Below are 13,105 nucleotides of genomic sequence, written 5' to 3'. Positions count from 1 at the left end.
GGTTGCCCAACCGGTGGCGCTCAGCGGTCCCCGTCCTGGAAGGCAATTGAACAATGCTCTGCCCCTGCCCAATCACCGTGGTCGTTGCCTTTTCGATCGTCTTAGCTGGAACAGAAATCGCCCTATTTGAACGGCTTACGCGACAGAGTGGTTCCACGCTTGCTTGATCGAGTGACGGGTATGCAAAAGACCTGCCGATGCTTGAAGTCGGGGCTAAGGTGACCGCACTTCGAACGTCCAGGAACCCGCGGAGCTCGCCTAATCATCTACTGGCCATGGCGGCATCTGGTGGGCCTCACGTTCCAACCGACGCACCGTCTCTCGGATGTGCTTCGGATCTTCATGCTCCAGGCCGACGACGTCGTTTCGCGTCTCCTTCAAAGCGACGATTATCTCGTCGAGCTTTGCATGGATTGCGGCGGTGTCACGATAACCTTGGACGAGCACAACGCCTGTGATGACAATTGCCGCAACGCTGAGACCGAAGGTGACGACATCAGTCCACCCGAGGGGGACGAGAAGCGTGCATCCGATCATCAGTACTAGAATGAAGTAGAAACCCGGTGGCCTGCTGAGGAAGTCGGCTGCTCGGAATAGATGTGGATCAGGGCGCATAGCTGTCGTCTCAAACGTTAGATTTCGGACGCGTGGGCTGACCGGTCTGGCAGGTCGGAGAGCCGGATAAGTTCGTCTCGATCTCTGACGCCACGCTGGAACGCGAGGATGAGCGCGCTTGCGATTTCCTCCGACCTCTCCGATCGCGAGTCAAGGAAATGCGTTGCCACGATCACGTCAAAGCACTCCTGGAGGAGCCTAACCTCATCGGGTCGAAATGCCTGTGCCTCGCGGCGACTCCACATGCGCAAACCTCCAGGGTGCACCCGTCGCCGAGAAGAGATTGAGAGAGGCCCGGCGACGGGTAACAACCCTTCAGCTTGCTTCTGGCCGAAGGGCCTGTCAGCGCAGTGAGGGACGGGACCTGCGCATCTGCGAAATTGTGAACTCAACTGACGATCATTCCCAGGCTGAGGAACGCAACGCCGACTGCGATAACTGGGTAGAAAAGCCATCGCGCCTCGCGAACGCTGTTGTTCATGATTGCCTCCCTTAGCGTGCCGGGCCAACGGAATGCGGTGCCGCTACGTTCCCTGACCCTGCGATTATGGGACCAATGCGTCATACGTTGGGCCTTTAGTCCAACCGCCATGCGTCTGAAGTCCCATAAAGGAACATCCAGCTCCGGGCCCCGTTGGTTAGCGCTTCGACGTGATCGAAGCTTTATCCTCCAAAAAGGACATTGCTATGAGATATTTCACAAGCGCTGTCGCCGGCCTGGCCCTAGCTACATTTGCAGGTTCCGCGATGGCTGACGAAGTTGTCGTGTTCAAGCCGGAACAGGAAACGGTCGTTCGCGAATATGTGAAGAAGAAGCCGATCGCTTCGATCCAGTTGCTAGGTGTGGAGCTGAACGTCGGCAACACGGTCCCGGACACCGTGGAATTGTACGAAGTGCCAGACCAGAAGTATCGCTACACGATCGTCGACAACCGGACGGTGGTAGTCGATCCCGCAACCCACAAGATCATCCATGTGATGGACTGATCGGGAGGGTTCAAACCTCGGCCCCAGGCCGAGGTTGGAACCCAGCGGCAACTCAATGGTGAAAAAAGAGGTCAGCGCGAACTTGTTCACCGCCGTTGACCTTCACGGTTTGATTCATGTCGTTGAAGAATCGGATACACCCAACAAGGGGAAGGTTTTCTGGAAGCGCTGTGGCGGGGGCGACATACCGGCAGGAGCCAAGCTCCTGAGCAATCGTGAGGTAACCTGTCCAAACTGTGCGACGATCTTGCAACGTGAGCGCCTCATACGATGAACATCCGGCTGTATCCCGCGCAGACCGAACCAATGCCGCTGCTTTTTGGTTATCGAAGCGCGAGAGATAAGTAGCATGAAACTATTTCTGGCCGGGCTGAGTGGCTTCGTCTTAACACTCGCAATATTTGCCACCGGGGCAATCTTCGCGATCTACTTGACCACCGCCGAGCCCGTTCCAGACTGGGAACTTAATAATGGGTCGCGCTGGGCCGTTGAAACGACCCCAGCCTATGCCGAGCCCTCGAAGCGTCTGCCTGCGAGACCCTCCACCCCCGCTGCCGTAGTAGGAAAAAATCTGGAGTCTCCGCCTGTCGACATGACTGTAACCGGCGCAGTTCCGGATCAAACATCCGAAACTCCCGCTGAGCCAGAACCCGCTGAAGCCATGGATATGGCGCACCTGCAATGGTGCAACGATCATTATCGATCGTATCGGCCTCAGGACAACAGCTACAGATCTTACAGCGGCAGACGGAAGGAATGCGTCTCTCCGTTCAATGCGGGATCCAGCAGTCCCGACGACAAATCATTTGACGCTGCGGAGCCGACTCTGGATGAGACCTATCTTGGGTACGCCGTAACCGAGGACGAGCCCACGGCCTACACCAACTCAAGACATATCGCATCGTGCTTCGCACGCTACCGATCCTACAATCCAGAAGACAACTCCTATCAGCCTTATGGACGCAGATCGCGCCGGCAGTGCGAATAGTCCATTGTGGCGTACCGGAGCGGCCACATCAACATTGTCACCTGCCGTGGCGGCGTTGACAGGCTCACGATCGAGAATAAATGCAGACGGAGCTTAGCGCCTCGGCTTCAGATACGCATCGGCAGGCCGACTACCGAACTCCCAAGGCTTCTGCTCGTGGGAGCGCAGCTTGGTGACTCGGCTGCGTGAGACCGGCGAAAGGCCGAGTTCTGCGGCGTATCTGTGCATGATCTCCAGTTGCTTCGTGGCAATCGCCAGCCAGGGGCTTTGCTGGATGTAGCCAGAGGGTAGCTTGATCAGCAGCGGCGTCTCGACCAGCTTGCGCTCGGCTTCGACCCACCGGCCATAAGCCTGGCAATAAGCCGCCAGCACCGCGCGGTCGTTGTCGCCGATGATGCCGCGCAGATGCAGGCTCGCGATGAGCCTTTTCCACTCGGTCTTGGCGGTCTGGCTGAGATGCGCAGGACAGGTCGGCGGCTTTGGTTTGCGCCTGGATTTCGAGCCGGGATCGTCATCGCCGTCGATGAGGTAGAGCTGCGGTTTTGGCTTGCGTCCACGCATCATGGCCTCCGGACAAGACGCTGCTTCAGCCGCTCGCTGCACTGAAGATCGTGCTGCTTGTCGACATCAGCGAGATACTGGAAGAAGCGTCGCAGCACATAGGGGCGAGCCAGCGAGGCCGTGGTGAAGATGGCCGCGATCAAGCCGTCGGTGGCCAGTGTCGTTTCGATGCCGAACTGGGGATAGGCGAGCCGCTGCACGATGATGGCGACGATATAGCCGGCGATGACGTTGGCGAGGGCCTCCATCAAAGAACCTGTGCGGGACTGGCTACCTATAATGGTGGTGGAAGTGTCATCATGACCGAACCTCGTCATGAGCCTGGCTTGCCCCGCCAAGCCGCTCGGCCCGCACTTCCTCAAAGCTCTGGCCGGTTGCCTCCAGTGTCGCGGACTCGCCGGTAAAATCCTGCCAGCGGGTGATGGTCACATCGACATAGGCAGGGTTGAGTTCGATGGCATGGCAGACACGGCCTGTCATCTCGGCGGCGATGATGGTGGTGCCCGAGCCGCAGAAGGGTTCGTAAACGGCCTGGCCGGGCGAGGAGTTGTTCTCGATCGGCCGCTTCATGCATTCGACCGGCTTCTGGGTGCCGTGACCTGTCTCGGATTTCCTGTGCGGGATCTGCCAGACCGTTGTCTGTTTTCGGTCGCCGGACCAGTGGCCCTTCTTGCCCTTCCTGACTGCGTACCAGCAGGGCTCATGCTGCCAATGATAGTCTCCCCGGCCGATCACCAGCCGGGTTTTATCCCAGACGATCTGCGAGCGGATGGAGAAGCCGCACGCCTCCAGGCTTTCGGCCACGGTGGCGGCGTGCAGGGCGCCGTGCCAGACGTAGATGACATCGCCCGGGAATAGCGCCCAGGCTTCACGCCAGTCGGCGCGGTCGTCATTCAGGACTGTGCCGCGGGCAAGGTCGACACCGGCATGGTCTGGAAGCTGGCTGCGCCAGGTCGGATCATAGGCAACGCCATACGGGGGATCAACCACGCACAGGTGCGGCTTCACACCAGATAGCACCTGCTCGACGTCGGTGGAATTGGTGCTGTCACCGCAAATCAGTCGATGCTTTCCAAGAACCCAGAGATCACCCGACTGGTTGACCGGTTGCCTGGGTGTTTCGGGAACTTCATCGGGATCGGTGAGGCCTGCCGTGCCGTGGGCAAGTAGTGAAGAGACCTCCTCTTCGCCGAACCCGGTGAGCGCCAGGTCAAAGCCCATGCTCTGCAGATCGGCCAGTTCGACGCCGAGCAGATCGATGTCCCACCCGGCGTTCAGGGCCAGCTTGTTGTCGGCAATGATCAGCGCCCGCTTGTGCGCCTCGCTCAATCCGGCAAAAGCTCGATCACCGGCACGTCGGTCATGCAGAGCTTTCGCGCTGCCAGTAGTCGCCCATGGCCGGCAATGAAGCCATTGTCGCCATCCACCAGGATCGGGTTTGTCCAGCCGAACTCGCGGATCGAGGCGGCGATTTCGGCGACCTGCCGCTCCGAATGCGTCCGAGCATTGCGGGCGTACAGGATCAGCGTCGAGACCGGGCGATACTGCACCGCCAGTTGCCGGTCAAACCCCAGTTTAACCCCAGACTTTGTCGAGTGGATCGCGGCGCTTTCGCCACCAATGCCAAGGCCAGAATGGCTGATTTCTGCGGTTTCGGGCGGGATCGTCATTGGCAGATACCCCTTTCCCAATTTCGAGGCAGTGAAAGCGAAGGGGCCGGCCGGGTCTAGGGCTCGATCCCTACCAGCTCTTGACCGCCCCCCCCCGGGGTCATCGGCGGTGTGCCTTACTGGCCAGGGGGATGGCTACGAACCGATTCTATCACGGCAGCTAAAGTCATGATATCCTGACATTTTCCGACATTGGTACGCAGGGGGACGATGATGAGCAGGAGTTCGGCGCCGCGCTATGATCAGAGGTGCGCTATCGCAAGCCACCCGGCCCCGAAGCCCTCATTGGCAACGAATGGCAGTCGGCCGACAATTGCTCTCGTACCGCCTAACGGAGTCCGCGAACGATTGACAGCAGAAGACGTCAGCGCGCTGACGGAGGCAGACGTCACGCAAGGCCTTGCCGCACGGCAGGGTGACGGCTGTTTTTTAAGAGCTGCAAGATGACGTCGACCAGTGCTTCGTCGGGATAAGGCTTGCCAAGAAGTGGAACATCGTCTGGACGCTCTTTCATCTCCGTCTCGTCTGCATAGCCGCTGATGATGATCGCCGGCCAGCCCGGACGCAAGTTGCGGGCGTAACGTACTACGTCTAGGCCGGATAGCAGCGGCATGGCGAAATCCGTGATGATGAGGTCGAAGCGGTCCGGATCGCGCTCGATTGAAGCAAGGGCCTCGGCTCCGCCGGCGGCCGCGAGGACCTTAAAACCGCGATCTCGCAGCATTGCTGCGGTGATCTCCCTTAGGCTTTCGCTGTCATCGACGAGCAAAATCTCAGGTGTTGCTTTCTCCTGTTCTAGACGAGGCGGGTCCGGAGCCGGGGGAAGGGTTGCAACAACGGGAGTGCCGGCTTCGTTGGAGCGGGGCAGCCAGAGTTCGACCCTCGTGCCCTGCCCGACCTCGCTCTGGATATGCAGCCCTCCTCTCGACTGCTGCGCGAAGCCATGAACAGTACTCAAGCCCAAGCCAGTTCCCTTGCCAACTTCCTTGGTCGTGAAGAACGGCTCCACGACCCTGTCGAGCAGTTCGGGTGAGATGCCGACGCCGGTGTCTTCAACACTGATTACTACGTAGTCCCCGGGTTCCATGTTGGACCCGGCTTCAACCCGACCGTTTCGTGCGTCCAATGTGATCGTGCCTCCTTGAGGCATTGCGTCTCTGGCATTGAGGACGAGATTCATGATTGCTAGTTCGAGCTGTCCCTTGTCGGCATGCGCGGGCGCGGTATCTGGGTTTATTTTCCAATTGAGCCGAATGCGCCCGCCGAGCACCGGCTCCAAAAGCCCCTTCAGAGTTGCGGCCAGAGCGGCAAGATCGATCGCAGTCGGCCTCAACTGCTGGCGCCGCGAGAAGGCGAGCATGCGGGTAATAAGCTCGGCACCCTGCTTGGCAGCGTGGCGCGTCATCTCCAGCACCTGCCGCGTATTATCTGGCAGATTTACCTGACGCTGTATGAGCGACAATCCGCTGAGGATCGATCCGAGCAGATTGTTAAAATCGTGGGCGATGCCGCCGGTCAACCGGCCTACAGTTTCCATCTTCCGCGCCTGCGCCAACTGCTCTTCGATCTGTCTCCTCTCGGTGACGTCCAGAAGTGTGCCAAAGAGCGCCCGCTGCTGATCTCCACTCGCCGGTGCCAGGACTCCCTGATCCAAGAAAATCTTCCAGCTTCCGTCTGCAGTCTGCCAGCGGTATTCGCAGCTGTAGCTACCTTGCCCAGCGGCTTCGCGATGTGCCTGGGCAACCCCGTCCCGATCTTCTGGGTGAACTCTGCTCACTCCGAAATCCGGTTCGGAGAGGAAGCGCTCAGGCGTGAAGCCGGTAACAGCTTCAACACTGTCGCTCACGAAAAGAGGCGCGAACGGTTCCTCGGTCGATCGCGAATGAAAGACAATGGGAAGGGACCGCAGGATGGCTTCCTGCTGTTCCTTGCTCCGGCGTAAGGCGTGCTCGGCTTCGAGCTTCTCCGCCTGTGCCTTCAAAGTCGCCTCGAGCAGCCGCTGTTCGCGCCCAGCTTTCTCCTCGATTTCACGGGTCTTTTCATAGAGGTCTACGAATACGGCCACCTTAGAGCGCAAGATCAGCGTGTCGAACGGTTTGAAGACGTAATCTACCGCGCCGGCATCGTAGCCGCGCAGCATGTGGGCATCTTCCTTGTTAATCGCCGAGAGGAAGATAATAGGGGTGCGCTTCGACCGCTCCCTTTGTCGGATCAGGCTTGCCGTCTCGTACCCATCCATGCCCGGCATGAGGACATCTAGCAGTACGACAGCAAAGTCTTCCTTGAGCAGGCAGCGCAGCGCCTCCTCGCCGGAATTGGCGCAAACGACTTCACCAACCGGATCCAGCACCTCCCGAAGGGCAAATAGATTGCGTTCGTCATCATCGACCGCGAGGATGCGCGTTCGACCGCGGGGCACGCCGACCATTGGCATGATGCCCGATTTGCCGGATCGAGGCAGGCGCCCCGCGACTGAACGCGTCATGCGACCACCGTCAACAGGGAAGTCTCGCCTGTGGCCACAGCGCGACGTACACGCGACCTGCCGATCCATACCCGAAGCAGCGCCATGAGGAGGTCTAGATCGACCGGTTTGGCAATATAGTCGGAAGCGCCGGCTTCCAGGCACTTAACGCGATCTCCTTTCATAGCCTTCGCGGTAACCGAAATCAGCGGCAGCTCCTTCAGTTGTGGCCGACGCCGGATTTCCCGCATCGTCTCATACCCATCCATCTCGGGCATCATAATGTCGATTAGCGCCACATCCACATGGGACGTTTGTTCCAGGATACGGATGCCATCCTGGCCACGTTCGGCATGAAGCACTTCGATGCCGCAGGTCTCGAGCACGCTGGTCAGCGAGTAAATGTTGCGAATATCGTCGTCTACGATCAGAACGCGCGAGCCAGTCAGATCGCTGGTGCCGGCTCTTTCCTGATCAGCCATATCAACGTCTTCAGGAACTTCGAAAAGCGCCGACAGTTCTTGCCCGATAAGAGATTGGCTGTGCACGCGCCGGGCGGACTGGAGTTCGGGGTGGTCGGCAAGTGCCTTATCAGTTGCCTCCGACGCCTCATTAAACATGAGGAGCTTGGCCGAACTCGGATGGAAGCCGGCCAGCGTCTGCTCGTTCTCCACGGCCGAGCGACCTAGCCCAACCACCACAGCATCGTACCGGCCGACTTCGTTCTGTTCGGCATTGGCCGGGAGCGTTCCCAGCGCAATTACGGACGTGACCCCGTCGCGCACCGCCTCAACGATAGAAAGCCGGCGGTCTGCATTGCTATCCAGCACCAAAATGTTGCGCTGGACCCGCAGCTTGCGTTGGATATCCTTGAAGACGCCGACGAGTTCTTCCGGCTCGACCGGCTTCGTCCATACGCTTGCCGCACCCTTTTCGGCCAGCGCACTCAGGTTCTCCCCGCCCGAGATGACATGGATCGGGATGCGTCGCGTCTTCGGGTCGTGCCGAAGCAGATCGAACAGTACCCAGCCGTCGATATCGGATAGGCCGAGATCGAGCGTGATCGAATCCGGCATGAAGCGCCGCGCGAGCGCGACCGTGCCGGCGCCCGCAGTCGAAAGGATGCCCTTAAGGCCGGCATTCTGTGCCAACTTCAGCAGGAGCGATCCGAATGTCGGGTCGTCCTCTACGATCAGGACGACCCGATCGTCGGGCGATATGGAGTCGCGGTCATCCGCGAACTCGACCGCGATTTCAGCGCCGACAGGTTCGCTCACTACGTCAACTTGCGTCGGGACGGAGCCGCCCGCAGGACCCGCCACGCTCTGAGGTCCGTCCAGCGGAATGGTCAGCGTGAAGGTCGAGCCCCTTCCAGGCTCGCTCTTAACCTTGAGCTCGCCACCCAGCAACCGAGCGATCTCGCGGCTAATGGAAAGTCCGAGCCCGGTTCCACCATATTTTCTGCTGGTGGTGCCGTCGGCTTGCTGGAAAGCCTCGAAGATCAGTTTTTGCTTTTCAGCGGGTATGCCGATGCCGGTATCATTAACTGCGATTGCCAGCGCAGGACCGCGTCGTCTGCCAGCGTTGTCATGCGGGGACCGGTTGACGATCTCTGCATGCAGCTTGACCTCGCCCTCGGACGTAAACTTGAAGGCATTGGAGAGCAGGTTAAGAACGACCTGCTGCAAACGCTTTTCGTCGGTACGTACGGCTTCCGGCACGTCCGGATCAATTTCAATCGTAAAGCCCAGCCCCTTGTCCGCCGCCAGCTGGCGGAAAGTGCGCTCCATGTGCTGTTTCAGATGCGCCATCGGCATCTCGTTGATGTCGATCGATACAGTCCCGGATTCGATCTTCGACAAGTCCAAGATGTCGTTGATCAGGCTCAAGAGGTCGGTGCCGGCAGAGTTGATCGTGCGGGCGAATTCCACCTGCTTGTCGTTCAGATTGCCCTGCTGGTTGCTAGCCAGGAGTTTGGAGAGGATGAGGAGCGAGTTGAGCGGCGTCCTAAGCTCATGACTCATATTGGCCAGGAATTCCGACTTGTATTTCGAGGTGAGGGCGAGCTGTTCCGCCTTCTCCTCAAGCGCCCGGCGTGCCATCTCTATCTCGAGATTTTTGTTCTCGACCTGCTTCTTCTCGTTTTCGAGAAGCTGGGCCTTTTCCTGCAGCTCCTCGTTGGTGGTGTGCAACTCTTCCTGCTTCTTGGTCAGCTCGGCCTGCCGCGCCTGGAGTTCCGCGGTGAGCAGCTGCGACTGCTTGAGCAGCCCTTCGGTTCTCATCGTCGCGGCGATCGTGTTCAGCACGATGCCAACAGATTCCATCAGCTGATTCAGGAAAGACTGATGCGTGTCGCTGAACTCGCCGAAGGAGGCTAGCTCAATTACCGCCTTGACGTCATCTTCGAACAGCGCAGGCAGGATGATCACGCTCGCAGGGCGTCCCTGGCCGAGTCCAGAGCTGATCTTGACGAAGTCCGGCGGCAGATTATTGAGCACGAGCACGCGCTTATCAGCGGCCGCCTGCCCGACAAGCCCCTCGCGCGCCTCAATCTTCTGGCGGATCGAGGCGCTGCTCTCGGCCCCGTAGGAGGCGGCCAATTCGAGATAGAACTGCTCCTCCTCGCGGTTGGTTACATAGAAAACGCCGTATTGCGCATTCACCAGTGGCGCGAGTTCAGACATGATCAGGCGCGAGACCGTCGACAGGTCTCGCTCACCCTGTAGCATGCGGGAGAAGCGCGCCAGATTGGTCTTCAGCCAGTCCTGCTCGGCATTCTTCAGCGTCTGATCCTTGAGATTGCGGATCATCTCGTTGATGTTGTCCTTGAGCGCGGCAACCTCTCCCGAAGCCTCCACCGAAATGGAGCGCGTTAGGTCGCCCTTCGTAACGGCGGTAGACACTTCCGCGATGGCCCGCACCTGGGTAGTTAGATTGGCGGCGAGCTGGTTGACGTTGTCGGTTAGGTCGCGCCACAAGCCGGCAGCACCCGGCACGCGAGCTTGCCCGCCCAGCTTACCCTCGATGCCCACCTCGCGGGCGACATTGGTCACCTGATCGGCGAACGTCGCGAGCGTTTCGATCATGCCGTTGATGGTGTCGGCGAGCGCGGCGATTTCGCCCTTGGCGTCGACCGTCAGCTTGCGCTTTAGGTTCCCCTGCGCGACGGCAGTGACGACATCGGCGATGTTTCGCACCTGGTTGGTGAGGTTGGTAGCCATAAGGTTGACGTTATCCGTCAGATCCTTCCATGTGCCGGCGACTCCCTTCACCTGCGCTTGGCCGCCAAGCTTGCCTTCGGTGCCCACCTCGCGCGCGACGCGCGTCACTTCCGAAGCAAACGAGTTCAGCTGATCCACCATCGTGTTGATGGTGTCCTTGAGCTCCAAGATTTCGCCGCGAACGTCGACGGTAATTTTCTTAGACAGGTCACCTCTGGCGACCGCGGTCGTCACTTCGGCGATGTTTCGCACCTGGCCGGTCAGGTTCTGCGCCATTGAATTGACGTTGTCAGTGAGGTCTTTCCAGGTCCCTGCGACGCCCTTCACCTGCGCCTGACCTCCAAGCTTGCCTTCGGTGCCCACCTCGCGAGCGACGCGCGTCACTTCCGAGGCAAAGGAGTTCAGTTGATCCACCATCGTGTTGATGGTGTCCTTAAGTTCCAGGATTTCGCCGCGGACATCGACTGTAATCTTCTTCGACAGGTCCCCCTGCGCCACCGCCGTGGTCACCTCGGCGATGTTGCGCACCTGACCAGTCAGGTTCGCGGCCATGGCGTTGACGTTGTCGGTCAGGTCCTTCCAAGTGCCCCCGACGCCCTTCACCTGTGCCTGGCCGCCGAGCCGGCCTTCTGTGCCGACCTCGCGCGCGACGCGCGTCACTTCGGAAGCGAAGGAGTTGAGCTGGTCCACCATTGTGTTGATGGTGTCCTTGAGTTCGGCAATCTCGCCTTTGACGTCGACGGTGATCTTCTTCGACAGGTCGCCACGGGCCACCGCGGTAGTCACCTCGGCGATGTTGCGTACTTGGCCAGTCAGATTGCCGGCCATGGCGTTGACGTTGTCGGTCAGGTCCTTCCAGGTGCCGCCTACGCCGTCCACATGCGCCTGACCGCCAAGCTTGCCGTCGGAACCGACTTCGCGGGCAACACGTGTCACTTCCGAGGCGAAAGAGTTAAGCTGGTCTACCATCGTGTTGATGGTGTCTTTGAGTTCGGCAATCTCGCCCTTTACGTCGACGGTAATCTTCTTCGATAGGTCGCCTCTCGCGACGGCGGTAGTCACCTCCGCAATGTTGCGCACCTGGCCGGTCAGGTTCTGCGCCATGGAGTTGACATTGTCAGTCAGGTCTTTCCAGGTCCCTGCGACGCCCTTCACCTGCGCCTGACCTCCAAGCTTGCCTTCGGTGCCCACCTCGCGCGCCACGCGCGTTACCTCACCGGCGAAGGAGTTAAGTTGGTCCACCATCGTATTGATGGTCGATTTCAGCTCCAAAATCTCGCCCTTCACATCGACGGTGATCTTTTTTGAAAGGTCGCCGGATGCCACCGCCGTCGTCACTTCGGCGATGTTGCGCACCTGACCGGTCAGGTTCTGCGCCATCGAGTTGACGTTGTCGGTCAGGTCCTTCCAGGTGCCGGCCACACCCTTTACCTGCGCCTGGCCACCGAGCTTGCCTTCGGTGCCAACCTCGCGGGCCACGCGCGTCACTTCGGAGGCGAATGAATTCAGCTGGTCCACCATGGTGTTGATGGTGTTCTTCAACTCGAGGATCTCGCCTTTCACGTCGACCGTTATCTTCTTCGACAGGTCGCCGGAAGCTACCGCGGTCGTCACCTCCGCGATATTGCGGACTTGGCTAGTGAGGTTCTGCGCCATTGAATTGACATTGTCGGTTAGGTCTTTCCAGGTGCCACCCACACCCTCGACGCGCGCCTGGCCGCCAAGCTTGCCTTCAGTGCCCACCTCGCGGGCGACGCGCGTCACTTCGGAAGCGAAGGAGTTGAGCTGGTCCACCATTGTATTGATGGTGTTCTTCAGCTCGAGAATCTCGCCTTTCACGTCGACCGTAATCTTCTTTGACAGGTCGCCGGAAGCCACTGCTGTCGTTACCTCAGCAATGTTACGGACCTGGCTGGTCAGATTGGTCGCCATGGCATTGACGTTGTCGGTCAAGTCCTTCCAGGTGCCGGCGGCGCCCTTGACGCGTGCCTGGCCCCCGAGCTTTCCCTCGGTACCAACCTCGCGCGCGACGCGCGTCACTTCGGAGGTGAAGGACGCAAGCTGGTCCACCATGGTGTTGACGATCTTACCTATGCGCAGGAACTCGCCGCGCAGCGGCCTACCGTCGATCTCCACCATCATCTGCTGCGATAGGTCCCCTTTGGCCACGGAATCGATGACGCGTGCTACTTCTGCAGTCGGCTGCACCATATCTTCGATCAGGTCGTTGACTGAGCGGATGCTGGATTCCCAACTGCCGGTGGCATTGCGCACATGACCGCGTTCACCAATCCGACCGTCCTTCCCCACCACGCGTGCCAGCCGCTCAAATTCGTATGTCTGCTGCTGGCTCATTTCGACGATTTCGTTAAACGTCTCTGCAATTTCTGCATCGACACCGTCGAGTTGCATTGGGAGGCGGATAGAAAAATCGCCCCGGCGGAAGGAGCGAAGCGCAAGTAGAAGATGTCGGCGATCAAGCTGATCTCGCGGAACCTCGACGTTCATGACGATTTAATTCCTCCCCAATCTCCGAAACCGATTCCGAACGGCGAAGCTACTTTGTCAACGGTTATCATATGAGCAATGCGCGGCGCAC

9 protein-coding genes are annotated in these 13,105 nt (G+C 59.4%); 2 read left to right on the top strand and 7 right to left on the bottom strand.

The genetic code is table 11. The annotated features are described in order from the left end of the window. Positions 1-258 precede the first annotated feature (258 nt). Complete coding sequence (locus tag ABMA59_RS27740) at positions 259-615, bottom strand: low affinity iron permease family protein (protein ID WP_349008609.1); 357 nt, start codon at positions 613-615, stop codon at positions 259-261. Between the two features lie 687 nt (positions 616-1,302). Between ABMA59_RS27740 and ABMA59_RS27735 the strand changes: the two genes are divergently transcribed. Then, on the top strand, positions 1,303-1,602 hold the full coding sequence (locus ABMA59_RS27735; protein WP_349008608.1) for a DUF1236 domain-containing protein: 300 nt from the start codon (positions 1,303-1,305) through the stop codon (positions 1,600-1,602). 349 nt (positions 1,603-1,951) lie between these two features. Next, entirely contained in the window at positions 1,952-2,590 is a 639-nt protein-coding gene (locus tag ABMA59_RS27730) for a BA14K family protein (RefSeq protein ID WP_349008607.1), read from the top strand. 93 nt (positions 2,591-2,683) lie between these two features. Here the strand turns inward: ABMA59_RS27730 and ABMA59_RS27725 are convergent, their stop codons facing one another. The 6 genes from ABMA59_RS27725 to ABMA59_RS27700 form a co-directional block, all read right to left on the bottom strand. Beyond that, entirely contained in the window at positions 2,684-3,151 is a 468-nt protein-coding gene (locus tag ABMA59_RS27725; protein WP_349008606.1) for a phage terminase small subunit P27 family, read from the bottom strand. Beyond that, positions 3,151-3,468 carry a DUF7220 family protein gene (locus tag ABMA59_RS27720; RefSeq protein WP_425475993.1) on the bottom strand — a complete coding sequence of 106 codons (318 nt, stop codon included), beginning with the start codon at positions 3,466-3,468 and terminating at the stop codon, positions 3,151-3,153. The genes ABMA59_RS27725 and ABMA59_RS27720 overlap by 1 nt, the downstream gene beginning before the upstream one ends. Continuing rightward, the gene (locus tag ABMA59_RS27715; RefSeq protein ID WP_349008604.1) at positions 3,449-4,480 is read right to left on the bottom strand and encodes a DNA modification methylase; all 1,032 of its coding nucleotides are present in this window, start codon (positions 4,478-4,480) and stop codon (positions 3,449-3,451) included. The genes ABMA59_RS27720 and ABMA59_RS27715 overlap by 20 nt, the downstream gene beginning before the upstream one ends. Next, positions 4,477-4,821, bottom strand: coding sequence for a ParB/Srx family N-terminal domain-containing protein (locus ABMA59_RS27710; protein ID WP_349008603.1), 345 nt, complete (start codon positions 4,819-4,821; stop codon positions 4,477-4,479). The genes ABMA59_RS27715 and ABMA59_RS27710 overlap by 4 nt, the downstream gene beginning before the upstream one ends. 388 nt (positions 4,822-5,209) lie before the next feature. Continuing rightward, positions 5,210-7,306 carry a response regulator gene (locus ABMA59_RS27705; RefSeq protein WP_349008602.1) on the bottom strand — a complete coding sequence of 699 codons (2,097 nt, stop codon included), beginning with the start codon at positions 7,304-7,306 and terminating at the stop codon, positions 5,210-5,212. Further along, positions 7,303-13,014, bottom strand: coding sequence for a hybrid sensor histidine kinase/response regulator (locus ABMA59_RS27700; protein WP_349008601.1), 5,712 nt, complete (start codon positions 13,012-13,014; stop codon positions 7,303-7,305). Before ABMA59_RS27700 ends, ABMA59_RS27705 begins: the two co-directional genes overlap by 4 nt. Between the last annotated feature and the right edge of the window lie 91 nt (positions 13,015-13,105).

The organism is Mesorhizobium yinganensis (assembly GCF_040081985.1).
GTDB lineage: Bacteria > Pseudomonadota > Alphaproteobacteria > Rhizobiales > Rhizobiaceae > Kumtagia > Kumtagia yinganensis.
The sequence above is the reverse complement of the archived record's forward strand: the minus strand, read 5'-3'. Positions and strand labels throughout refer to the sequence as shown.

Coding starts and splice junctions, on each gene's coding strand:
- ABMA59_RS27710 (WP_349008603.1), bottom strand. CDS start 4,821: ATGACGATCCCGCCCGAAACCGCAGAAATCAGCCATTCTGGCCTTGGC.
- ABMA59_RS27735 (WP_349008608.1), top strand. CDS start 1,303: ATGAGATATTTCACAAGCGCTGTCGCCGGCCTGGCCCTAGCTACATTT.
- ABMA59_RS27740 (WP_349008609.1), bottom strand. CDS start 615: ATGCGCCCTGATCCACATCTATTCCGAGCAGCCGACTTCCTCAGCAGG.
- ABMA59_RS27705 (WP_349008602.1), bottom strand. CDS start 7,306: ATGACGCGTTCAGTCGCGGGGCGCCTGCCTCGATCCGGCAAATCGGGC.
- ABMA59_RS27700 (WP_349008601.1), bottom strand. CDS start 13,014: ATGAACGTCGAGGTTCCGCGAGATCAGCTTGATCGCCGACATCTTCTA.
- ABMA59_RS27730 (WP_349008607.1), top strand. CDS start 1,952: ATGAAACTATTTCTGGCCGGGCTGAGTGGCTTCGTCTTAACACTCGCA.
- ABMA59_RS27720 (WP_425475993.1), bottom strand. CDS start 3,468: ATGACGAGGTTCGGTCATGATGACACTTCCACCACCATTATAGGTAGC.
- ABMA59_RS27725 (WP_349008606.1), bottom strand. CDS start 3,151: ATGCGTGGACGCAAGCCAAAACCGCAGCTCTACCTCATCGACGGCGAT.